Consider the following 22,372-nt stretch of genomic DNA (forward strand, 5'->3'; position numbering starts at 1 on the left):
CCATCGACACACCATCACCATCAACCACTGACGTACGCCGCGAGGTGCTCGCCGGTGAGCGTGGATCGACCAGCGACGAGATCAGCGGGAGTGCCCTGGAAGACGACCTTGCCGCCGTCGTGACCAGCACCGGGACCGAGGTCGATGATCCAGTCCGCATGCGCCATCACGGCCTGGTGGTGCTCGATGACGATCACCGACTTGCCGGAATCGACGAGTCGATCCAGCAGTCCGAGCAGGTTCTCGACGTCGGCGAGGTGCAGCCCGGTGGTCGGCTCGTCGAGGATGTAGACGCCGCCCTTCTCGGACATCCGGGTGGCGAGCTTGATCCGCTGGCGCTCACCGCCGGACAACGTCGTGAGGGGCTGACCGATCCTGAGGTAGCCGAGCCCGACGTCCGCGAGGCGCTCCAGAATGGCATGGGCAACAGGCGTTTTCGCATTCCCGGAGCCGAAGAACGCCTCGGCCTCGGCCACCGACATCCCGAGAACCTCGCTGATGTCCTTCCCACCGAACTTGTAGTCCAGTACCACGGCCATGAACCGCTTCCCGTCGCATACCTCGCACACCGTGGCGACGCCGGCCATCATGGCCAGATCGGTGTAGATGACACCGGCGCCGTTGCAGTTGGGGCAGGCACCCTCGGAGTTCGGACTGAACAGCGCAGGCTTGACGTTATTGGCCTTGGCAAAAGCTTTTCGAATCGGCTCGAGCAGGCCGGTGTAGGTCGCCGGGTTGCTGCGCCGCGAGCCCTTGATCGCGCCCTGATCGACGGAGACCACGCCGTCCCGGCCGGATACCGAGCCATGGATGAGTGAACTCTTGCCCGACCCGGCGACACCGGTCAGCACCACCAGCACACCGAGCGGGATGTCCACGTCCACCTTCTTCAGGTTGTGCGTGCTCGCTGCCCGGACCTCCAGTGCCCCAGTCGGTTTCCGGATCGACGTCTTCAGCGATGCCCGATCGTCCAGGTGCCGCCCGGTCAGGGTGTCGCTGGCTCGCAGCCCATCGAGACTGCCCTCGAACACCACCTCCCCACCGGCACTCCCGGCGCCGGGACCGAGATCGATGACGTGGTCGGCGATCGCAATCGCTTCGGGCTTGTGCTCGACGACCAACACCGTGTTGCCCTTGTCGCGCAGCTGCAGCAGGAGCTTGTTCATCCGTTGGATGTCGTGGGGGTGCAATCCGATGGTCGGCTCGTCGAAGACATAGGTGACGTCGGTCAGGGAGGAGCCGAGGTGCCGGATCATCTTGATGCGCTGCGACTCCCCGCCGGACAGCGTGCCCGAGGGTCGGTCGAGAGACAGGTAGCCCAAGCCGATCTCGACGAACGAGTCGAGGCTGTGCCGCAGTGCCGCGAGCAGCGGCGCCACGGACGCTTCGCTGACCTTGGCCAACCAGACTGCGAGATCGCTGATCTGCATTGCGCACGCGTCGGCGATGCTGATCTTGTTGATCTTCGACGACCGGGCCGCCTCGGACAGTCGGGTCCCGGCGCACTCCGGACACGTCGTGAAGGTCACCGCCCGCTCTACGAAGGCTCGGATGTGCGGCTGCAACGTGTCGACATCCTTGGAGAGCATGGACTTCTGGATCTTGGGGATCAGCCCCTCGTAGGTCAGGTTGATGCCCTCGACCTTGATCTTCATCGGCTCCTTGTAGAGCAGATCGGCCATTTCCCGCTTGGTGTACTTCTTGATCGGCTTGCCCGGATCGAAAAGGTCGGAGCCAATGAAGATCCGGCCGAACCAGCCATCCATGCTGAATCCGGGAATGGAGAACGGACCTTCGTTCAAGGACTTGCTGTCGTCGTACAGTGCGGTCAGGTCTATGTCCGTGACGGAACCGCGGCCCTCGCAGCGCGGACACTGGCCACCGGTGATCGAGAAGCTGCGCCGTTCCTTCACGGTCTGTCCGTGGCGCTCGATCGAGACAGCGCCGGCTCCGCTGATGGACGCGACGTTGAACGAGAACGCCTGTGGTGAGCCGATGTACGGCTTTCCGAGTCGACTGAAGAGGATGCGCAGCATCGCGTTGGCATCGGTGGCGGTGCCGACCGTCGAGCGGGTGTTCGCGCCCATCCGCTCCTGGTCGATGATGATCGCCGTCGTCAGGCCGTCGAGGACGTCGACGTCCGGCCGCGCCTGCGTGGGCATGAAGCCCTGGACGAACGCGCTGTAGGTCTCGTTGATCATCCGCTGCGACTCCGCGGCAATGGTCCCGAAGACGAGAGAGCTCTTGCCAGAACCGGAAACCCCGGTGAACACGGTCAGCCGGCGCTTGGGGATCTCGACACTGACGTCTTTCAGGTTGTTCACCCGTGCGCCGGTCACTCGGATCAGGTCGTGGCTGTCGGCAGCATGCGGTTCGATCGTGCTCGTCCGGCCTGTGCTCACTCTGTCTTTTTCTCCATCAGAAGGCTCGTCGGGTCTTCTCTCGAACAGGGGCGACTCTATCGGGGGCCTCGGGGCAGGCGCTTCTCGATTCCTGACCGGTCGGCGGCTCTTCGGCACTCAGTCCCGATGGTTGACGATGTTGATGACGTTGCCGTCCGGAGCCCGGACGAAGAACCGGCGTACGCCCCACTGCTCGGTGGTGAGGGGGTGGACGATCTCGTAACCCAGTTCCATGGCTTCCGCGTAGGCGCCGTCGATGTCGTCGGTATGGACCGAGATGACCGAGTTCTCCGGCGCATTCGCGTCGCTGGTGACGAGTTGGACCGCGGCCGGCGTCTGCGGAGAGGCGTAGCGGGCCACCCATCCCATGTTGAATTCCTCGGTGCCCAGCCCGAGGTAGTCGGTGTAGAAGCTCTTGGCCGTCTCGATGTCGGCCACCCGAAGGTTGGCCATGATGCTCGTGCTGTGCATGGGGTACTCCTGCCTGCAAACGGATGCGCCCGATGATCGACCTGTCGTGACGGTCTGTCCACTCGATCCACTCGATCCACTCGATCCACTCGCGGCAGTCGGTCACCGTCCCCGCGCGCAAGCTGAAGCGGCGGAATAGGGTCGGAGCCATGTCGACGACGCCGTTGCCTCTGAGCCCCGAGCCCTTTTCGGACGTCGAACGGGCCCGCTGGCGCTCCGGGCGGCTGTCCGCCTACCCGCAGCCGGGCCGTTCTGAGGACGCGGAGGGCATCGAGCAGAGGCTGCCCGACGAGCCCGACCTGCCGATCGACCCGGACGAACCGGTGCTCTTCGTGCCGGACCACCTGTCCGCCGGACCGGTACCGCTCGTGGTGTTGTTCCACGGTGCCACTTCCCGACCGTCGGAGGTGCTGCCGACCTTCGAGGAACATGCCCAGCGCGAGGGGTTCCTGGTCCTGGCGCCGAAGTCGATCGACTACACGTGGGACGTCATCGTGAACGGCGGTTTCGGTCCCGACGTCGCCGCACTCGACAGTGCGCTGTCCGAGGTCTTCTCGGCGTTCGACATCGATCCCGACCGCATTGCCATTGCCGGCATCTCCGACGGGGCCTCGTATGCCCTGTCGCTGGGTCTGGCCAACGCGAATCTGTTCAAGCGGGTGTTCGCCTTCTCCCCGGGCTACTTCGCTCAGGGCTACCGCGAAGGCCACCCCAAGATCTTCATCTCGCATGGTCGGGAAGATCCCGTCCTTCCGATCGAGAAGACAAGCTGGCGAATCGTTTCCGTGCTCAAGACGGCCGGCTATGAAGTCGATTTCCGTGAGTTCACCGGCGGACACGAGGCCCCTGCCGATCTGGTCGATGTGACGGTCGACCTGCTGACGGCGTAGGCGACGCCGGCTGGATCCTCTGCGTATGGATCGCACACTGCGAGCGGGTCGGCAACATCCGGCAGTTCCGCTCAGAACGGTGGTTCGTCGGGGTCGGGGTATTGGCGGGCTTTGTCGGCTGCCAGTTGTAGGCCGTAGGCGATGGGGTCGAAGCGTCTGAGGGTGTTGTTGTTCTGGGTGCGGAACCGTTCGTAGGAGCCGGCGGCGGCGATGTCTTCTTCGATGCGGGCGTTGAACTCTTCCTGCGTCTCCTGGTCGTCTTCGTCGTCTTCGTCGGCGGGCCGGGGGTCTGTGTCCGTGCCGAGGCGGTGGATGAAGGTGGTGCGGTGGTCGAGTTTGATCCGTTGCGCCTTCAGCAGGCGGGTGTTCTCGGCTCGGCGGCGTGGCGGCGTGCGATGAGGATTTTGGTTTGTTCGGCGTGACTTTGGGCGGTGCTGCCGCCGTCGAGGATGACCGGGGACGGGCGCGCGCAGGGGCAGCAGTCGTGGTCGTCGGTGTCGGCGTCGCTGCCGACAGTCGTTTCCTGCGGGCTGTTTTCGTCGGCGGGATCTGGTCGTTCGTGGTCGGGGATGGCGAATTCTTTGGGGTGGTCGACGTAGTGGTGGCCGGTGGGGCTGGTCCACAGCATGGTCAGGCCGTCGTCGGGGCTGCGGGTGGCGGTCCAGTCGGTGAACGTTTTCAGGAAGTGGTGGTGTCGGGATAGCGGGTCGAGACTTTTCGCATCCGTCTGACCGCCGCGTTCGGGATGCTCGTGGTCGAAGGATTCTCGGTGGTCCAGGTCGCACAGTGGTCCGGGGATCCGGCAGGACGGGAAGCGGCAGGTCCCGGCGGCGGTGAGCACCTGGTCGGTCACTGTCTGGGTGGGGATGTATGTCGGAACAGGCGCGGTGGAACCCACCGCCATCGCCTGCCCCTGCTCGTTGACGACGATCACCGCGAGGGTTCGGATGGACGTTTTCATCGCGAGGGCGAGGTGGGCGGGCAGGAATCCGTGTCCGGTGAGTTCGGCGGGGTCCTGGTTGAACTCGGTGAACGCCGCGAGGCTCATGGTCAGGTTGAAGTGCGCACCCCGGCCGTGGTGCTTGGTGATCTTCGACAGTTTCCGGCCCGGTCGCGCGGTGATCGGCTGCGTGGTGATCGGCTGCGGCGCAACAGGAACAGGAACGGCTGGCTCGGCGGCCGGGGACGGTGCTGGCTGAGTCGCGGCGGGCACCGCCACCTCGACGGACGCCGCGGCCTCATCGTTTTCCTGAGCCGGGTTCGCCGCTCCGGGCTGAGCTGTCGGGTCCTGGTTCTGCTCGGTGCCGGCGGGGGTCTCGTCGAGGTCGGTGGTGTGGGGGTGTCGGTTTCGGGGGAGGTGGCCTGGTCGTCCGATTCGGTGGAATCCTCCGGGGTGCAGGTGTCGCGGAGGTCGACGAACCCGTTGGCCAGGATCTGCAGGCACATGTCGACCAGGGCGTCGGCGCGGCACGCGGCGATGCCCCGTTCGTCCATCCCGACGGTGGCTTTGGCGATCCGGTCCAAAAGGTCGAACACGGCGACGGCGACTTCGGCGGTCAGGTGCGCCCGGATCATCCCCATCCCGTCGACGCTGGGGGTGTGGTCGACGAACCGGTCCTTGCGGGCCTTGTCCGCCCGTTTCTTCGACGCGGTGGGGTCGGCCAGGATGACGCGCAAATCGATCATCGGCCGCAGCAGCCCCGGGGTGCGGGTTTCGGCCAGCGGCAGCATCTTCGCCTCCACCGCGGTCCGCAACTCCGGGTCGAGGTTGGCGGTGCGTTCGGCGATCATCCGGGCCCGGGGTAGGTCGATCCGGCCGGCCTTCAACGCCGCGAGGGTCGCCGGCAACTCCTGCACCAACTCCACCGCGGCGGACACCCGCCGGGATGCGCCCAGCGGCGATTGGTGCAGGGCGGCGCTGACCTCCGCGGCGGCCATGTCCTGGGCCCGTTCGGCGATCAGCACGCTCATCGCTTCCGGGTCGACCAGCCCGCCGGGGCGGTTCGCCAGGCCGGTGTGGTCGATCAAACCGGCGATCAGCTTCGTCATGGATCCGCACCGTCCGGGTGTGGCGAACTCCGCGACCGCGGCGATCTGCACGGCCTGCAGGTGGGAGATCAGCCGGTTCGCCGCGACGATCAGATCCGGCAGCTCGGACGGCGACAACGCTGCCGGGACAGCGGAGGTCACCCACCCGAAGGTGTCCGCGACCGGCACGGCAGCGGGGGCAGCAGCCGGTTCCGGCGTCGGCGCAGCGGCCGGTCCGGAAGGTGCGGCAGCACTGTCGGGGTCGACCGGTACCGTCGCCATATCAGCACCCCCTTTTGAGCCTCGTCGAACCGCTCAATCACTGGACTATTGTTCGATTATATTCATTCGGAGTGCTGACACACAATGGTTTTGCTCTCAGCAGATTACCTGCATCCGAAGGATGTGAGTTGCGCCCCGGAAGCCCCGAACTCGCCGCATTCGCCCACGACAGCCGGGCCTGGGTGAGCACCGACGAGGCGGACCTGCCGGTCGCCTACCTGCTGGTTGAGATCGTCGATGGTGACGCACATATCGAGCAGGTTTCGGTGCACCCGGAACACGCCCACCGCCGCATCGGCCAGTCCCTGATCGAAGTCGCCGCGGACTGGGCAGCGCGTCAGGCCTTGGCCGCGCTGACCCTCACCACCTACGCCGAGGTGCCATGGAACGCCCCCTACTACGAGCGTCTCGGTTTTCGAATCCTGCACGACGCCGACCTGGGTGGTGGCCTCCGTTACGCGAGACGACTGGAGGCAGCCCGCGGCCTTGACCGGTGGCCGCGGGTCGCCATGCGGCTGGACATCGGGTCGGACAGCCTTCAAGCCGCCAACAGTCAGGAGCCGCTGTAGTCCACTGCGACGTCGACAACCCAAGTGATGCCGAACTTGTCGGTGAGCATGCCGTAGGCGGGCGCCCACTGGGCCGGCCCGAGCGGCTGGGCGATGGTCGCTCCGTCGGACAACTTCGACCAGATCGCGGTGACTTCCTCCACCGTCTGGCCACGCAGTGACTCGTAGAACGGATCGACGCCCTTGTCCCAGCCTCGGCTGGCCGGAACGTCATAGGCCATGACGGCAAACCCGTTGTCGGACACGACCTGCCCCCACATCACCAGGTTCGCCTCGTCCGGATGCTGGACGTTGTGCATGTCCTGGTAGGTCAGGATCGTCAGGTCACCGTCGAAGACGGAACGGTAGAACTCGAGCGCCGCGCGGGCGTCTCCCTTGAAGTTGATGTGGGTGACGGCTTGCAGGGTCATTGTTGGCTCCTCGCCTCTGGTTGGGATGCAAGAAGCGTCGCAGGGGTAGAGGACAGCAAGTGTCCTCTACTTCGGGCATCATGGAATTCGTGCCGAAAACTTCAGCCCGGTTGCTGTCGCTGCTCTCGTTGCTCCAGGCCCGACGGGACTGGCCAGGGCCGCTACTGGCCGAACGCCTGGACATCAGTGCCCGGACGGTGCGCCGCGATGTCGACCGCCTGCGCGAACTCGGCTACTCGATCACCGCGTCCAAGGGACCCGAAGGTGGCTACCGCCTCGATTCCGGTGCCCAGCTGCCACCGCTGCTGTTCGACGACGAGCAGGCCGTCGCACTCGCCGTCGCGCTCCGGATCGCCACTACCTCGGGGGCGGGTATCGCCGAGGCCGCCTTGCGCGCGCTGAACACCGTGCGGCAGGTCATGCCCGCTCGGCTACGCGCTCGGATCGACACCCTGCAGGTCACCGCCGTGAACCCGCCCCCGAGCGGGCCGGATCCACAGGTCGACAGCGGCCTGCTCATGACGCTGGGCGCCGCCGTCCACGGCCGCGAGGTCCTCCGCTTCGACTATGCCTCGGAAGACCCGCCGGGATCGAACGATCAGCCGAGGGCAGATCAGCCGACAGCGCACCGGGTGGAGCCCCATCACCTCGTCACCTGGGGTGATCGTTGGTACCTCGTCGCCTGGGATCTGGATCGCACTGACTGGCGCACGTTTCGCGCCGACCGGATATCGCCGCGCACGCTGACCGGGCCGCGCTTCACCCCGCGTGAACTGCCTGGCGGCGACGACGTCAGCGCCTTCGTGACCAAGAGGTTTCGAGGTTCGGAAAGCGCGACCGGGCCGGGAGGCTGGTCGTGCCAGGGCGAAGTGATCCTCGACCTCCCGGCCGTCGCGATCCGGCCGTACACGCGGGAGGGAATCGTCGAGGCAGTCGGGCCGGATCGATGTCGGCTCAGCCTCGGGGCCTGGTCCTGGACCGCGTTGGCCGCCACGATCGGCCGATTCGACGCCGACATCGAAGTAGTCGGCCCGCCCGAACTCGCCGCAGCATTCGGGCGGCTGGCCCGCCGCTACGCCGACACGGCTTCCCGGGCCGGGATCAGCGATCGACCGTGAACGCGGTGACGGCGGAGACCCGCAGGAAGTCGAGTTTCGCAGCAGCCTCTGATCCGGATGCCGCGGTGTAGGCGACGATGCGCAGGTCGGTGCCGGCCACGGTGAATACATCGCAGTCCAGTTCCACGTCACCGACGACGTTGCTGTGCAACACTTTCCGTTCCGATTGATGCTCCCCGACGGCGCCCCTGTCCCAGAGCTCGCGGAACCGCACACTCGTGCCCAGCAGTTCCCCAACCAGGGCGCGTACCCCACGGTCACCGGGGTATCGGCCCTGCACGCGCCTCAGGTCGGCGACCAGTGACGCCTCGAACGAATCGACCCCGACCGAGCGGCTGACGATGCAGCTCCCGGTGCTTTCGCCGAGGCCGGTCCCGTTGAAGTGCGACCGCACCAGGTTCGGCCGGGCGGTGTAGGGATGGATCGGCTCGCCCAGCAGGGCGGCCCACAGGGGACTCCACGTCAGGAGATCCCACGACGCAGTGAAGACGGCCAGTGGTGTCTCTCCGAGACGGGCGACCAGGCGCTGGACACCGGGCGGGATGTGCGACGGCACCTCTTTGGCCGACGGTGGAAGGAGTCCGGCCACGATGAAGAGATGGTCACGCTCGCCGTCGGTGAGTTGCAGTGCCCGGGCCAGCGCCGACCCGACCTGCGGGGACGGCCGTCGAGCGCGGCCCTGTTCGAGCCGGACGACGTAGTCGACGCTCAACCCGGCGAGCGAGGCGAGTTCCTCACGTCGGAGCCCGGGCGCCCGCCGTGAATCGCCGGCAGGCAAACCGACGTCGACCGGCGAGAGGCGATCCCGCCACGAGCGCAGCAGCGCACCGAGTTCACCGTGATTACCGAGTTCACCGTGATTGCTGGCGGATTCCTGCATCTGCCCAGTCTGCCAGCAGCGCCAGCATCCTGGGTGGTACTGCCGATCCACATGCTGAGCCGGGCCTGGATGGCCGACCGATCCAGATGCAGACTCGAAGCATGACAACAACACTGATCACCGGAGCCAACAAGGGCCTCGGCTACGAAACCGCCCGTCGACTTCTCGAGGCCGGGCACACCGTGTGGATGGGCGCGCGGGACGCAACCCGCGGGCAGGAGGCTGCCGGCGTTCTCGGCGGCCGATTCGTGCAGATCGACGTGACGAGCGACGAATCAGTCGCCGCGGCCGCCGAGACAATCCGGGCTGCAGGCGGTCTCGACGTCCTGATCAACAACGCGGGCATCCCCGGGCCGTTCGGCCCGCCGGCAGAACTCAGTGCGGCCGACGCTCTCGCCGTGTACGACACGAACATCGTGAGCATCGTCCGAATGACGACCGCCTTCGTTCCTGTTCTCCGTGACTCGAGCGCTCCGACCATCGTCAACGTGACCAGCGGACTGGGATCCTTTGGCGCGGTGCACGACACCGACCGGATCGAGTCGACAATCGTTGCTCCGCTGTACACCTCGTCGAAATCCGCCGTCACGATGCTCACCGTCCAGTACGCGAAGGCGTTCCCCGAGATGCGGATCAACGCGGCCGACCCCGGTTACACCGCAACAGATTTCAACGGGAACAGCGGAACGCAGACGGTGCAGGAAGGCACTGACGCGGTCTTCGAGCTGGCCACGCGTGGCGGTGAAGGTCCGACCGGTACGTTCATCGACCGCTCCGGCGTCGCACCTTTCTGAAGCCCTGATCGTCCGCAGCAGCGCCATTCTCACCCCCGGGCGACCAGGTTCGTGGCGACCAGGGGCGAGCCGGCCTCGATCAGCGCCAGATCGCGCTGGGCAAAGCGGAGGTGCTCGCACTCCTCGTTGAGGATCACCCACAGGCAGCGAATCGCGCGGAACCGTTGCCCGTTCTCCCAGAACGGTCCCTCCCCTTCGACTTCCAGCTCCTCCGGGCTCACCTCGGCCAGGAATCGACGTACCTTTTCTACGCGGTCCGCGCGCAGATCGAGGACCGCGTCGTAGGGGGGTCTCGCGTCCACGTCGATACCGATCTCGCCCGGCAGTCGGCCGCTGAATTCGGTGAGTTCGGTGAACGGCATTCCCCACGGGTGGAAGGGCTTGTCTTCGCCCTTGACCGCCCCCAGCCACGCGTCGGTAGCGAAGACCAGGTGCCGCAACGTCTCCGCAAACGACCATTCCTGCGCCACCGAGACGTCTGGGGTGCCGGCGGGCATGGCAGCCACCTTCTCGTAGAGGGCTGACCAACTCTTCCCCAGCGCGACCCAGCCCGCCTGAAGTCCGGCCGCATCAGACGAGCGGCGCAAGGCCCTTGCTGGTTCCCGTCGGGTGAGTTCCGCTTCGATCAATGGAGCGACCTCCACGCCGTTGATCAACAGACCGTCGATCTCGCAGCCGTCGATGGAGGCACCCGACAGGCTCAGATCCCGCATGACGACACCGGACAAATCACACATGCGGAACCGCGCGTCGTTGAGTTGGGTCTTGCGGAAGCGCGCTCCTGTCAGGTCCGCGCCGTCGAACTCGTTGCCCTGCACATCATTTTCGGTCACGCGCGTCTCCCCATCGTTCGGCCTGGAACCACACGATAGGACGGGATGCGGACGTTCTGCGGCCGGAACCGCGAAATCTCTCCCTACAACCTGTTGCGGCGCTTGAAGACGCGGTAGAGAACCACCGACGAGAGCACCATGAGAACCAGTGCGAGTGGGTAGCCGACCACCCAGTGGAGCTCCGGCATGTGGTCGAAGTTCATCCCGTAGACCGCCGCCACCAGCGACGGCGCGAAGAAGATCGCAGCCCAACTGGAGATCTTCTTGACCTCCTCGCTCTGCTCGAGACTGGCCTCGGAGATCTTCCGGACCTCCTCGTTCTGGGCAAGGCTCGCCTCCGTCAGGTTGCGCATCTCGTCGTTCTGCCGCTGGCCGACGAGGGTGCCGTTCACCGTCAGGGCGTTCTGCAGGAGCAGCCGGAAGCCGTCGACCTTCTCGGTGATCCGGACGGTGTGGTCCTGGACGTCGCGCAGTCGGCGGCGCAGCTCCTCGGCGACCTTGTACTTGTCGAAGCCGCGGCTCAGGCCGTCCAACATGCCCTCGAGCGGCTGGGTGGCCCGTTGCATCTCGATGACCTCGCGGAACAGCTCGTAGATCCGGCGGGAGACGGCCGGATCGCCGTCGAACAGCTGGTTCTCGACCTGGTCGATGTCGACCTGCAGTCGGGCCACGACCGGGGCGTACTCGTCGACGACCTGGTCGAAGATGGTGTACAGCACCGCTTCCGGACCTTGGGCCAGCAGGTCGGGGTTTCGTTCGAGACGACCTCGCACATTCCCCAGGTCGGGGGGCTCGGCGTGCCGGACAGTCACCACGAAGTTGGCTCCGGTGAAGACGTGCAGCTCGCCGAACTCCACCCGTCCGGTCTCCTCGACGTACCGGGCGGGCCGCAGGACGGTGAACAGGACGTCGCCGTACCGCTCGGACTTCGGCCGTTGATGGGCGGCCACCGTGTCGTCGACGGCGAGGTGGTGCAGGTTGAACTCCCGTGCCACCGACTTGATCTCGGCCTCATCGGGCCGGTAGAGGCCGATCCACGCCAGGCCGTCGCACTTCTGCAGCAGGTCGTACGTCTCGTCCAGGCTGTGCGCAACAGGTCCACGCCGGCCGCCGACGTAGATCGAGTTGTTGATGACAGTCAACCGCACGTCCCCTGCTCGTCGACGTACCCCCTGGACTACCCAGGATAACGACCGCCGACGTGGTCCAGACCCCAACGACGAACCCGGTCAGATCAGGGAGCGTGCAGATCTACGGCCCGATCCATGAGAAATGTCATGGGTGCGACGATGCGCCGATTGCCATGATCGACCGATGAACGACGCAAGCATGATCCAGCCGACGCTGGCGGCACAACAGGAGATCGAGCACGGAATGGCGGCCCACCCGGCGCGCAAGGGGCTGCTGTTCAACCTGGCCGTCACGGTGTTGGAGGTCGGAGGGGCCATCCTGGTGTTCCACATCGTGAAAGCCAACGGCGGCGGTGATGTCGGCGCGTACCTCGCCGGCAGTCTCGCTCCGATCCTCGGCGCGCTGGTGATCTGGATCAGGGCCCGCAAGTTCAGCGGCGCCTCCGCGGCGATCTTCGCGTTCGCTGTGCTGTCGGCGTTGGTGGCCATCGTCGGGTCGACCGAACCGAAAGTGCTGCTGTACAAAGACTGTGGGGTGACCGCGGCGATCGGGCTGATCTTCGGCCTCTCCTGCATCTTCGCGCCACGGCCGGTCCTCTTCTACTTCGCCCAGCGGTACGGGACCGACGGAACCCGCGACGGGATGGCAGTTTTCGACAAGATGTGGGTCGCCTACGACGGCTTCCGTCGCTCCCTGTACCAGATCTCGGCCCTCTGGGCCGTGGTGTTCCTGGTCCAGGCCGGCGTCACCGCTGCCATCATCGCAGCGACGCCGTTCAGCACTGGATACAACTACGACCAGATCCTGCCGATCGTCGCCTTCGTGCTCGCCGGCGGAATGACCGTGGTGCTTTCCGCCAAGGCGAAGAGGGCCGGCGCGGCGCGGGCCATTGCGGCGCGGGAACGTAGCCTGCAGCAGTAGCTGTCACCCGGACCAGGATGCCGAGGGTGGCCCGTAGACCGGCCTCCGGGATGATCGGGAAGTTCACCCGCTCCCGGTACCGGTCCAGGATCTGGCTCCAGTCGGTACCTCAGCGAGGGATTCACGATCCATGCGCACCAGAGAGGTATCGCCGACCTTCTTGACGGGTAGGCCCTCGGCGCTCTGCAACATCCCCGAGCTGTCGATCGCGACGTGACCCTGCGGGTCGCACAGCGCCGAGAACAGCTGCGTGGCCGGTGCATCGATCTGGCGCTGCACCTCGAAACGTTCGGTCATCGGTGGTGATCCTTTACCCGCGATCGGTGGCAACCGGCGGACAGACTCCCACCGTCGAGGCTAGCGTGGGCCACCGGAGGTGTGAACGTGGCCGAACTCTCGGACCAGCAGGTGAAGATCGAGAAACTGATCGGTTCCGCCGAGGAATTGCGCTGGACGGTGTCCCGGCTGCAACTGCAACTCCAACAGACCCGCGCGGTGATGGTCGGCGCCGCGACCTGGGTCTTCGGCCTGTTCCTGGCGGCGTCGGTCTTCACCCCGATCATCAAGCTGCGTCCCTACGATGACGATGATCCCGAGTCGTACAGCATTGTGCGCGTCATCGGTGCGGGATTGGGGGCCAAGACCAGGTCCGGTGAGTCCGACCCCGACGGGTCGTTCTACGGCATCACCTTCCTGGTCCTGCTCCTGGTGGTCCTGGTTTCGCTCCACCGGCTCCAGGCGATCGGCGGGCGAAAGGCAACCAAGAGCACCTTCACGTCGCTGACGGCCGCCGTCCTGCTGTTCGGGACCGCCGGCGCCTGGTTGACATTGCTCCTCGACGTGAAGCGCTCGTGGTGGCAGCTCGAGCCGGGGATCTTCCTGCTGACCATCGGTGCGTTGGGGTTCGCCGTGCTGGCGCTGTGGTCCAGGGCCAGGCCATGGTGGATCGTTCCGGCCGGCGAACCTCTGGCGGGCAGATCGTTCCGGGACCTGTCCCGGTAGGACAGGTCTCACCCGGTCCGGAAGCTGTCAGCGTGGTCGCGGGCGAACTGCGCAAAATCCCGAGGCTGCGCGCCGGTGACGTCGTGAACGGCGGCGGACACGAGCGCCGCCTCGCCCCGGCTGTAGTGCGCGTAGTCCTCCAGCGTGCCGCCGATCTGCCACGGCGGGAGGATTCCCTCCAGCGCCGCCCCGAACTGCTCCGGCGGGGCATCGGCGAAGGTGATGGTGCGGCCCAACGCCACGCCGAGCGCCTCGGCGATCTGCTGGTGGGTGATCGCTGCCGGCCCGGTGAGCGTATACGTGGCGCGATGGTGTCCGTCCTGCGTGAGGACCGCCGCAGCGACCTCGGCGATGTCGCGGACGTCGATGGCACTGACCGCTGCGGTGCCGATCGGGGCGAAGAACGTGTTCTGCTGAGCGATGAGTCCGGCAAAGGCCAGGAACCCCTGGAAGAACAGGTTCGGCCGGAGAAACGTGTAGTCGATACCGATCTCCCGGATGTGCTGTTCCACCGCCGCGTGATAACGAAGGAACCGCACCGGCGAGTCCGGTTCGGCACCGAGCTGGGACAGCACGACCAGTTGCTCCACGCCGGATTCGGCGGCCAGATCGGCGAACCGCACCTGCTGCTCCTGCGCCTGCTCGGAGGAGGACGTCACCAGGTAGGCGCTGCCGACCCCGGTCAACGCTGAAGCCAGCGACCGCCGGTCGTCGAAATCGGCCACGACGGTTTCCACACCGTCCGGGAAACGGCCGGCTGCAGGGGGTTTGCGGACCAGCGCGCGGACCGTGACACCCTTGGCGGCGAGGCTCCGCACCAGGGCGGAACCGGTACTCCCGGTAGCGCCGGTGATCAGAATGGTGTTCTTGCTGTTCATCGTGTTGCTCCTTGTCGGGCGGGAAATGGGAGGGTAGATCAGTTCTTGCGGAGGTGGATCCGGATCATGACGGCGGCGGCGGCCATGCTGATCAGCACCACGAAGATCGGGTTCATGTCACGGGAAAGGCTTCTCGCGCCGTCCGGCCGGATCAGCCAGATGGCCAACGGTGTGGCGTAGACGATTCCGAGCGCGATGGCCCACTGGCGAAGGGCTCGGAGGCGTGCGTCGCGCAGCGTCCCGACCAGCACGAGCATCACCGGGATGACGGCGAGCATCGCGAACTGGCCGATCACCATGACCGGGATTGACCAGAGGGAGATCAGGAAGTAGCGCGGGTAGCGCCTTCTTGCGGAGACGGGTGCGTCGACGGGGGCGGGGGCGGATGAGGTGGCCATGGGTGGATCTCCGTTCGGGTTGGTGTGATGACTTCGGGGGCGGATCTTGACGTCACGGGTTGATCAGTGCCGGCGCCCAACGGCTGTCACCGTCACGAGCGCGGCGACGCCGGCGGCGACCGCGGCGGCGAGAAAGGCCCAGGAGTAGCCGGCATTCACCGCGAACAGCGCGGTCTGGGAGGACGCGGCCGCGTCGTGCGGGAATTGGCCAGGGTGGCAAGTGCCGCCAGTCCAACGGCGCCGCCGATCTGCTGGGTGGTATTCACCAGACCCCCGGCGACACCGGCGTCCCGGGCGGGCACACCGGACACGGCGATGCTGGTGATCGGGACGAACGCCGTGCCCAGGCCGATCCCGACGAGCAGCGACGGGCCGAGGATGTCGACGAGGAAACTACCGTCGACCGGTGCCAGCCCGAACCAGCAAAGTCCGGCGGCGAGTCCCAGGAGGCCCGCGGTCAGCACCGCACGGTCGGAGAACCGGGCGATCAACGGTCCAGCGAACCCTGCCGCGAGGATGAGTGCGAGCGCGAGCGGCAACTGGGAGAGACCGGCAGTGATCGGTCCGTACCCGAGCACGAACTGCTCGTACAGGGACAGGAAGTAGAACAGGCCCAGCATGGCGATGCCGGTGAGGAACATGACCGCGTTGCCGGCGGCGACGGTCCGTATTGTCAGCAGGTGCAGCGGGATCAGCGGGTGAGTGCCGGTGGCCTGGAGTCGGACGAAGACGCCCAGCAGTACGATGCCGGCGGCGAGCAGTCCGAGGGTGACCGGTGAGGTCCAGCCCCAGGCGGTGGCCTCGGACAGGCCGACGACCATCGCAACGAGACCGCCGGTGACGGTCGTCGCACCGAGCAGGTCGAAGTCGGCCATCGTCAGGCGGGCGGTGCGTTCTGCCCGGCTCTCCGGGACCACCCGTCGGGTCAGTGCGATGACGGCGATGCCGATGGGCACGTTGATCAGGAACACCGACCGCCAACCCAGGCTGCCGGTGAGCAGACCACCGAACAGGACGCCGGCTGCGGCGCCGCCGGCGGCGACCGCGCCCCAGATGCTCAACGCTGTGGTGCGCTCCTCTCCTTCGCGAAAGGTGCTTGTCACCAATGACAATGCTGCGGGGGCCAGCATCGCCGCGCCGATGCCCTGCAGGGCCCGCGCGGTGATCAGGAAGGCGCCGTCAGGGGCGACACCGGCGGCCAGCGAGGCCAGGGAGAACAACCCGATGCCGGCGGTGAAGACCAGTCGGCGCCCGAGCAGGTCGGCCAGCCGTCCGCCCAGCGGTAGGAGCGCCCCGAAGGCGACGACGTAGGCGGTGATGATCCAGGCCAGGTGGGTGGCGGCCAGCTGAAGGCCGTTCCCGATGTCCGGCAGCGCGATGTTCACGATCGAGGCATCGAGCACCACAATGAACTCCGCGGTGGCCAGCAGGGCAAGTGCCTTCCAGCGGCGGCCGTCCGACTGCGGGGTCGGGCTTCCGCCCGTCGCGGCGATGGTTGCGGTGATGGTCATGTCTATTCCTTCGGGCGGCGGTCGGCTGGTTAGTGGTTATCGCGTTGTTATAGCTTCTAACTTAGCACCATGCCGTAGCATCGTGTCAAGGGTCAATCGAGAGGTCACGGATGAGCGAGCAGACGTTGAGTCGACGGGAGCTGTACCGGGAGCAGACACGCGCCGAGATCATGATGATCGGATTGCGCCAGATCGCCGACGGCGGAGCGGAAGCGTTGTCGCTCAACGCCATCGCGAAGGAAATGGCCGTCTCCGGGGCCGCGCTCTACCGATACTTCGCCAGTCGGGACGAACTCCTCGCTGCACTGGTCGTGCAGAGCTACGAGGATCTCGCCCGGACCTTGGAGGCTTCCGCTGCCAAGCGCCACAAACTCGGTCCGGCGCGCGTCCACGCCGTCGCAGCCGCCTATCGTGCCTGGGCCTTGGCCGAGCCGCATCGCTACCGACTGGTCTTCTCCACCCGGCTCGACCCTGGCCGGCTTGCCTCCGACGAGATAGTGCTGGCCTCGCAGCGCAGCATGAACGTGTTCCTCCAGGCGCTCGGCAGCCTGCCGCCCCATTCCGACGCCACCGGGCGAGGCGTCAGCCCGGCGCTGGCCGCCCAACTCGAGGCCTGGCACCAGCGCTCTTCCGAACCGGCCCTCTCACCGGCGACCCTGCGCCTTGGCGTGACCTGCTGGACCCGGCTGCACGGCATCATGAGCCTTGAACTCGACGGCCATCTGCATGCCACGAACATCGACCCGGCTCTGCTCTACGCCGCCGAGGTCGAGGACCTCATCGGCTGAGTCGCCGACCCCCTTCGGCGGGCTCAGCGGAAGAAGGTGTAGCCGGATTCGACTGCGCATCAGATCGCCACTTCGTATTTTTCCGGCAGAGACTGCCTCCTGACCCGTGACGAGGTCACTGACCCGCGAATAGCCACTCCCGCTTGCCTTTTCGGCTCCGGCATCGCCGCCAATGGCGAGGTATCAGACCTTGATCACGGTGCTCTCGATGTTCCGTAGAACCCCCGTTGGTCACCTGGAAGCAGGTCGTCGTGAATGCAGTGCACCTGATCGTCCAGGAATGGTGTCGTCAACAGCCGGACGCTTGCGCGGTCCGCGACGCCTCCACCCATCGGGAACTGACTTTTCGTCAGCTGTGGCAGCTCTCGGGCTCGGTCGCCCATCAACTCGAGGCCCGCGGCGTGCGGCGCGGAGACGTCATCGGTCTCGCTGTGCCCCGATCGGTCGACCTGGTCGTCGGGATGCTCGGCATCCTGCGGGCCGGCGCGGCCTACCTGGCGCTCGACGCCCAAGCGCCCGTCGACCGGATTGCCATCATGCTGGCGGAGGCCGGGGTCAAAGTCGTGCTGGAGGCGCCGGGGGATTCCACGCCGGATCCGCTCCCAGGTTGGTCGCTCCCACAAGACATCCACCGATTGGCCGTCCCCAGAACACCGTTCTCAGCGGGCGTCAACTGGTGGTTCGGGAAATGGAGGCGGCAAGGGCACTTTCGTGTGCCGCCGCCTCCAAGTTATAGCGCAGAGGGGGGCTTGTGGCAAGGCCCCGGTCGTGCTGCACCATAGGCGTCCAAGGTCGGCTGCCTGCGGGAATACGGGGACGGCTGACCGGAAGTGCAGTGTTGAAGGGGGATCTCTTGATCGACGTGATCATTGCCGGCGCTGGACCGACCGGCTTGATGCTGGCCGCCGAATTGCGGCTGCAGGGCGTGCACACCGTCATAGTGGAGAAGGAGGCCGAACCGGCCACGTACGTGCGCGCGCTCGGCCTGCATGTCCGCAGCATCGAGGTGATGGATCAGCGCGGGCTGCTGGAGCGGTTCCTCGCGCACGGCAAGCAGTATGCGAGCGGCGGCTTCTTCGCCGGGATCACCACGGCGTGGCCCGAGCATCTGGACACCGCCCATCCGTACATCCTCGGCATTCCCCAGCCCACCACCGAGCGTCTGCTGACGGAGCACGCCGTCGAGCTGGGCGCCGAGATCCACCGCGGCTGCGAACTTGTCGGATTGACCCAGGACGAGCACGGCGTGACGGTCCAGTTGGCCGGGGGTGATCAGCTGCGCTCGCGCTACCTCGTCGGCTGCGACGGCGGCCGGAGCACGGTGCGCAAACTGCTTGGCGTCGGCTTCCCCGGCGAACCAACGAGGGTCGAAACCCTGCTGGGCGAGATGGGGTTGACGGAAGATCCCGAGACGATTGCCGCCGTCGGCGAGGAGGTCCGCAAGACCCAACGACGGTTCGGCGCGATGCCGCTGGGCGAGGGGATGTACCGGGTGCTCGTCCCCGCTGCCGGCGTGGCCGCGGACCGGGCGGAGCCACCGACCCTCGACGAGTTCAAGGAGCAACTGCAGGCCGCCTCGGGCACCGACTTCGGTGCCCACTCACCACGCTGGCTCTCGCGTTTCGGCGACGCCACCCGCCTCGCCGAGCAGTACCGGACGGGCCGGGTACTGCTGGCCGGCGATGCCGCGCACATCCACCCGCCGACCGGTGGACAAGGCCTCAACCTGGGCGTCCAGGACGCGTTCAACCTTGGATGGAAACTGGCGGCCGAGGTCAACCGCTGGGCGCCGCCGGGACTGCTCGACAGCTATCACTCCGAACGCCACCCGGTGGCCGCCGACGTCCTGGAACACACCCGGGCTCAGATGGAGCTGCTGTCCTCCGAGCCGGGCGCCCGGTCAGTACGGCGCCTACTCACCGAACTGATGGACTTCGACGACGTGAACCGGTACCTGATCGAGAAGATCACCGCGATCGGCATCCGCTACGACTTCGGGGAGAGCCACGAGCTGCTCGGCCGCCGCCTCCGCGACGTGAAGCTGAGAGGCGGCCGCCTCTACGAGCTGATGCACGCCGGGCGCGGACTTCTGCTCGACCAGACCGGCCGCCTCTTCGTCACGGGCTGGGCGGACCGCGTGGACCACGTGGTCGACATCATCGATGACACCGAGGAACTGGACGTGCCGGCCGTCCTGCTCCGCCCCGATGGGCACATCGCATGGGTTGGCGACGATCAGCAGGACCTGCTCCGCCACCTGCCGACCTGGTTCGGCGAAACCGACTGACCTCCGACCATGCGCACGCGGGTCCCGGCGGGGACGGGATGGGCTGTTGCGCTGGTCAGGCGACCTCGCGAACTCAGCGCTGACAGCCATCGATCGGTATAATTCAGGGCATGAATGCATGTGCATCCGTGACTCGTCCCCGCTGTTTCGCTGACGGCGCTGGGACAGTCTGCAGGTAAGTTCTTCGTTTCGGTGCCGCTGGCTTCCCGCCGGGCGGCCGTTTCGCGTTGCCTGGCCCCTGCCAATTCCTCAGGAGCCCGCATGTATTTGCATCTGCACCACGAACCGACCAATCCACGCGTCGCACCCGCAGTCGTCTATTTGATCGTCGGACTTCCCGGAGCAGGAAAGACAACTCGCGCAAAGGAAATCGAACTCAGCGCGCCCGCCTTGCGACTGACGCCCGACGAGTGGCAGATCGCGCTGTTCCGCGGTCGGAATCCTCCAGATCAGCGTGATCTCGTGGAGGGCAAGCTGGTCGAGCTCGGCATGCGAGCCGCTGAGCTGGGCAACGACGTCGTCCTCGACTTCGGACTGTGGGGCAAGGACGAACGATCAGCCCTGCGCTGGATCGCCGGCACTGTCGGTTCGCGGAGCCAGGTCGTCTACCTACCCATCGACCACGGGGAGCAGCGGAGGCGCGTCAGGAATCGATTCGCCACCACGCCTGATCAGACGTTCCACATGAGCGACGCCGAACTCGTGAAGTGGCGAGCTCAATTCCAGGCGCCGGACGCCGAAGAACTTCAGGGCTCGCAGATTCCACCAGTCCCTCCGGAGTACGCAACCTGGTCGCACTGGGCCTCGGAGCGCTGGCCATCGTTGCCGGACCGCTACGGGCCGCCCACCGGCGGCTTGCGACAGTCACCCCAGCCCTGACCAAAATAGGAAGTGAGGTTCTGGGCCGTCGGGCGTCTACTCAGTGTCAGAGCAGATGGGTGGCACAGCAGGCCGCGCGACATGGGCAGGAGCCGGTATGAACTTGGCCAGACCTCCGGTGCAGCCGCCCGAGTCAGTGAGGGCAGATCCCACGGCAGAACACGTGATGGACGGGTTGTACCGGGATCACTACGCCTCGCTGGTCCGGATCGCCGCGTTGATGACCGACAGTCGGCAGCTGGCCGAGGAGATCGTGCAGGACGCCTTCACCGAGCTGCTGGTTCGTCAGCAGACGGTCGAGCCGGGCAAAACCCTGGCGTATCTGCGGAAGTCGGTAGCCAATCGGTCGAAATCCGCGCTCCGACGTCGCCGCACCGTGCGCAACCATCGGCCCGAGGAACCCGTTGCGGTCGCAGCCGCCGAGACTGTGGTCCTGCGTGCGGTCGGCTTCGACCTGCTGCTGGCCGGCATCGGTCGATTGCCGATCCGGCAGCGCCAGGTCCTGGTGCTTCGTTACTACAGCGGCGCATCCATCGCCGAAACGGCTGCGGCGCTGGGTATCAGCCACGCCGCCGTCACCACATCCACCCACCGGGCGTTGCAAGCGCTCGCCCCTCTGAAAGATGACCTGCGATGAGCAACGAGTTGTTGATCCGAAGAGTGCAGCAAGCTCTGTCCGCGGCCGCCGACGGTATGGACGTCACAGTCCCACTGTCGGCCCCCGACGTGCCGAACCCGCAAGCGCCCGCGCGTCCTCGGTCCCGAAACAACCGATGGCTGCTACCGGCTGCTGCGGCGGCAGCCGTCGCAGCCGTACTGGCCGCCGGAGTGCTGGCCTGGCATCACCACGAGACCACCATCAGTGCAACACAAGTGACGGTCAGTGGAAATGTTGCCGATGTCGGCGGGGTGCGTTTTCCTGTCCCGGTCGGATGGCAAACCAAGGTCACCAGCTCGGACTCCGCAGCCGTCCATGTTTGCGTTGCTACCCAGCCCTCGGCACCTTGCGACGGTGTGCAGTGGGACATTGCGGTACCCGGCTGGTCCGGAAGCATCAACATCCTCCACCAGCCGCCGTTCTTCGATCAATGCAGCGACGGTTCCAGCAAGAACATCCTCACGGACGACCACAACCCCATCGACGTCGCCGGCCGCGCAGGAGTCCACGAGTGGGCGTACTGCGGCAGCACACCCGCTGCGGTCAGCCACCTGTGGCAGCTGGATGACGGGTCCCTGCAGGTCTACTCACCGCCCGGCCGCTACGTAGCGGAGATCACCTCTATGGTGGCCGGGCTCGATCTGACCCAGTGGGCCCATCCCGCGGGGCCTCAGGTCTATTTCTTCACCAGCGCCTCCGCTGCGCCGCCGACCAGCTGAGGAGTCGACCAAGAGCACGCGGAATGCCGGCCAGTGCCTCAGCGAGCACGGATCCAATACCGACGGCACGGGGTTTTCCTGCGGCGCAACGGTTGTGCTGAATCCGGGTCGACGACCCAACTGAAGGCCAGCTTCCCGTGACCGTCGGGGTGTCTACACCCTCTCCCCGCCGTCGAGCGTCCAGCCACTCGGCGTCGTTCCAGACCACCGGCGTTGCGCCGACCGGCGGAATGACGAGGTCCGGGTCGTTGGACTGCACAAGACACATCATGCGATGGCCGATCAAGGCGCCGCTCCGGCACTGTTTCGCGACGATGTCCAAGATCCTATGAGCGAAAGCGGCGTCACGGCGAACAAAGGCGTCGTAGTTTCTCAGGGTCAGCCAGCCCAGGGTCTCGACGAACAGATCCTTGCTCCAAAACATCGTGACAAAGGTGTTTTCCACGAGGCGGAAGGCACGATCGCCGCTGAGCGAATCGTTCAGGTCGAAGGCTGCCACCACGTCACCGTATCCGTCTGCAAC

The 22,372-nt window shown here is 66.3% G+C and carries 24 protein-coding genes and 1 pseudogene; 12 read left to right on the forward strand and 13 right to left on the reverse strand.

Features of this window, described 5'->3' with window-relative positions; all coding sequences use genetic code 11:
- Positions 1–20: 20 nt before the first annotated feature.
- Both ABIB25_RS23860 and ABIB25_RS23865 read right to left on the reverse strand, forming a co-directional pair.
- Positions 21–2,402, reverse strand: coding sequence for an ATP-binding cassette domain-containing protein (locus ABIB25_RS23860; RefSeq protein WP_354531030.1), 2,382 nt, complete (start codon positions 2,400–2,402; stop codon positions 21–23).
- A 117-nt stretch (positions 2,403–2,519) separates the two neighbouring features.
- Entirely contained in the window at positions 2,520–2,873 is a 354-nt protein-coding gene (locus ABIB25_RS23865) for a VOC family protein (protein WP_354531031.1), read from the reverse strand.
- A 149-nt stretch (positions 2,874–3,022) separates the two neighbouring features.
- Between ABIB25_RS23865 and ABIB25_RS23870 the strand changes: the two genes are divergently transcribed.
- Entirely contained in the window at positions 3,023–3,763 is a 741-nt protein-coding gene (locus tag ABIB25_RS23870) for an alpha/beta hydrolase (protein WP_354531032.1), read from the forward strand.
- Between the two features lie 352 nt (positions 3,764–4,115).
- Here ABIB25_RS23870 and ABIB25_RS23875 read toward each other — a convergent pair whose 3' ends face one another.
- Positions 4,116–4,811 carry a hypothetical protein gene (locus ABIB25_RS23875; protein ID WP_354531033.1) on the reverse strand — a complete coding sequence of 232 codons (696 nt, stop codon included), beginning with the start codon at positions 4,809–4,811 and terminating at the stop codon, positions 4,116–4,118.
- A gap of 2 nt (positions 4,812–4,813) precedes the next feature.
- Positions 4,814–6,073 carry a DUF222 domain-containing protein gene (locus tag ABIB25_RS23880; RefSeq protein ID WP_354531034.1) on the reverse strand — a complete coding sequence of 420 codons (1,260 nt, stop codon included), beginning with the start codon at positions 6,071–6,073 and terminating at the stop codon, positions 4,814–4,816.
- A 128-nt stretch (positions 6,074–6,201) separates the two neighbouring features.
- Between ABIB25_RS23880 and ABIB25_RS23885 the strand changes: the two genes are divergently transcribed.
- Positions 6,202–6,642 carry a GNAT family N-acetyltransferase gene (locus ABIB25_RS23885; protein WP_354531035.1) on the forward strand — a complete coding sequence of 147 codons (441 nt, stop codon included), beginning with the start codon at positions 6,202–6,204 and terminating at the stop codon, positions 6,640–6,642.
- On the opposite strand, the gene ABIB25_RS23890 is transcribed toward ABIB25_RS23885, so the two are convergent.
- Complete coding sequence (locus ABIB25_RS23890) at positions 6,627–7,052, reverse strand: VOC family protein (protein ID WP_354531036.1); 426 nt, start codon at positions 7,050–7,052, stop codon at positions 6,627–6,629. The genes ABIB25_RS23885 and ABIB25_RS23890 overlap by 16 nt on opposite strands.
- A gap of 89 nt (positions 7,053–7,141) precedes the next feature.
- Between ABIB25_RS23890 and ABIB25_RS23895 the strand changes: the two genes are divergently transcribed.
- Positions 7,142–8,170, forward strand: coding sequence for a helix-turn-helix transcriptional regulator (locus ABIB25_RS23895; protein ID WP_354531103.1), 1,029 nt, complete (start codon positions 7,142–7,144; stop codon positions 8,168–8,170).
- Here the strand turns inward: ABIB25_RS23895 and ABIB25_RS23900 are convergent.
- Positions 8,154–9,050 carry a helix-turn-helix transcriptional regulator gene (locus ABIB25_RS23900; RefSeq protein WP_354531037.1) on the reverse strand — a complete coding sequence of 299 codons (897 nt, stop codon included), beginning with the start codon at positions 9,048–9,050 and terminating at the stop codon, positions 8,154–8,156. The two genes, ABIB25_RS23895 and ABIB25_RS23900, sit on opposite strands and share 17 nt — an antisense overlap.
- Before the next feature lie 101 nt (positions 9,051–9,151).
- Between ABIB25_RS23900 and ABIB25_RS23905 the strand changes: the two genes are divergently transcribed.
- Positions 9,152–9,844, forward strand: a complete 693-nt coding sequence (locus tag ABIB25_RS23905) for an SDR family NAD(P)-dependent oxidoreductase (protein ID WP_354531038.1) — start codon at positions 9,152–9,154, stop codon at positions 9,842–9,844.
- A gap of 29 nt (positions 9,845–9,873) precedes the next feature.
- Here ABIB25_RS23905 and ABIB25_RS23910 read toward each other — a convergent pair whose 3' ends face one another.
- Positions 9,874–10,677 (reverse strand): DinB family protein, encoded by an 804-nt coding sequence (locus tag ABIB25_RS23910; RefSeq protein ID WP_354531039.1) that lies wholly within the window; start codon positions 10,675–10,677, stop codon positions 9,874–9,876.
- Between the two features lie 83 nt (positions 10,678–10,760).
- Positions 10,761–11,819 (reverse strand): magnesium and cobalt transport protein CorA, encoded by a 1,059-nt coding sequence (locus ABIB25_RS23915; protein WP_354531104.1) that lies wholly within the window; start codon positions 11,817–11,819, stop codon positions 10,761–10,763.
- Positions 11,820–11,991: 172 nt separating this feature from the next.
- Here ABIB25_RS23915 and ABIB25_RS23920 point away from each other — a divergent pair, with 172 nt between their 5' ends.
- Positions 11,992–12,729, forward strand: a complete 738-nt coding sequence (locus tag ABIB25_RS23920; protein WP_354531040.1) for a VC0807 family protein — start codon at positions 11,992–11,994, stop codon at positions 12,727–12,729.
- A 102-nt stretch (positions 12,730–12,831) separates the two neighbouring features.
- Here the strand turns inward: ABIB25_RS23920 and ABIB25_RS23925 are convergent.
- Positions 12,832–13,026: pseudogene (locus ABIB25_RS23925) on the reverse strand (SRPBCC family protein); the annotation flags it as partial.
- A gap of 87 nt (positions 13,027–13,113) precedes the next feature.
- On the opposite strand from ABIB25_RS23925, the gene ABIB25_RS23930 reads away from it, so the two are divergent.
- Positions 13,114–13,731 carry a hypothetical protein gene (locus ABIB25_RS23930; protein WP_354531041.1) on the forward strand — a complete coding sequence of 206 codons (618 nt, stop codon included), beginning with the start codon at positions 13,114–13,116 and terminating at the stop codon, positions 13,729–13,731.
- A gap of 8 nt (positions 13,732–13,739) precedes the next feature.
- On the opposite strand, the gene ABIB25_RS23935 is transcribed toward ABIB25_RS23930, so the two are convergent.
- The 3 genes from ABIB25_RS23935 to ABIB25_RS23945 all read right to left on the reverse strand — a co-directional run bounded on the left by ABIB25_RS23935 (position 13,740) and on the right by ABIB25_RS23945 (position 16,518).
- On the reverse strand, positions 13,740–14,609 hold the full coding sequence (locus ABIB25_RS23935) for an SDR family oxidoreductase (RefSeq protein ID WP_354531042.1): 870 nt from the start codon (positions 14,607–14,609) through the stop codon (positions 13,740–13,742).
- Between the two features lie 38 nt (positions 14,610–14,647).
- On the reverse strand, positions 14,648–15,007 hold the full coding sequence (locus tag ABIB25_RS23940) for a hypothetical protein (RefSeq protein WP_354531043.1): 360 nt from the start codon (positions 15,005–15,007) through the stop codon (positions 14,648–14,650).
- Positions 15,008–15,162: 155 nt separating this feature from the next.
- On the reverse strand, positions 15,163–16,518 hold the full coding sequence (locus ABIB25_RS23945; protein WP_354531044.1) for a DHA2 family efflux MFS transporter permease subunit: 1,356 nt from the start codon (positions 16,516–16,518) through the stop codon (positions 15,163–15,165).
- Positions 16,519–16,628: 110 nt separating this feature from the next.
- On the opposite strand from ABIB25_RS23945, the gene ABIB25_RS23950 reads away from it, so the two are divergent.
- The 6 genes from ABIB25_RS23950 (at position 16,629) to ABIB25_RS23975 (ending at position 21,849) form a co-directional block, all read left to right on the forward strand.
- Positions 16,629–17,306, forward strand: a complete 678-nt coding sequence (locus tag ABIB25_RS23950; protein ID WP_354531045.1) for a TetR/AcrR family transcriptional regulator — start codon at positions 16,629–16,631, stop codon at positions 17,304–17,306.
- 251 nt (positions 17,307–17,557) lie between these two features.
- Entirely contained in the window at positions 17,558–18,088 is a 531-nt protein-coding gene (locus ABIB25_RS23955) for an AMP-binding protein (RefSeq protein WP_354531046.1), read from the forward strand.
- A 71-nt stretch (positions 18,089–18,159) separates the two neighbouring features.
- Positions 18,160–19,593 carry a rifampin monooxygenase gene (gene rox, locus ABIB25_RS23960; RefSeq protein ID WP_354531047.1) on the forward strand — a complete coding sequence of 478 codons (1,434 nt, stop codon included), beginning with the start codon at positions 18,160–18,162 and terminating at the stop codon, positions 19,591–19,593.
- Positions 19,594–19,854: 261 nt separating this feature from the next.
- A complete protein-coding gene (locus ABIB25_RS23965; protein WP_354531048.1) occupies positions 19,855–20,472 on the forward strand; it encodes a P-loop nucleotide/nucleoside kinase family protein in 618 nt (205 codons plus the stop codon).
- A gap of 97 nt (positions 20,473–20,569) precedes the next feature.
- Positions 20,570–21,109, forward strand: coding sequence for a sigma-70 family RNA polymerase sigma factor (locus ABIB25_RS23970; protein WP_354531049.1), 540 nt, complete (start codon positions 20,570–20,572; stop codon positions 21,107–21,109).
- Complete coding sequence (locus tag ABIB25_RS23975; protein WP_354531050.1) at positions 21,106–21,849, forward strand: hypothetical protein; 744 nt, start codon at positions 21,106–21,108, stop codon at positions 21,847–21,849. Before ABIB25_RS23970 ends, ABIB25_RS23975 begins: the two co-directional genes overlap by 4 nt.
- On the opposite strand, the gene ABIB25_RS23980 is transcribed toward ABIB25_RS23975, so the two are convergent.
- The gene (locus ABIB25_RS23980) at positions 21,815–22,348 is read right to left on the reverse strand and encodes a hypothetical protein (RefSeq protein ID WP_354531051.1); all 534 of its coding nucleotides are present in this window, start codon (positions 22,346–22,348) and stop codon (positions 21,815–21,817) included. The two genes, ABIB25_RS23975 and ABIB25_RS23980, sit on opposite strands and share 35 nt — an antisense overlap.
- Between the last annotated feature and the right edge of the window lie 24 nt (positions 22,349–22,372).

The sequence above is a fragment of the Nakamurella sp. UYEF19 genome, assembly GCF_040546275.1.
In the GTDB taxonomy this organism is placed as follows: Bacteria; Actinomycetota; Actinomycetes; order Mycobacteriales; family Nakamurellaceae; genus Nakamurella.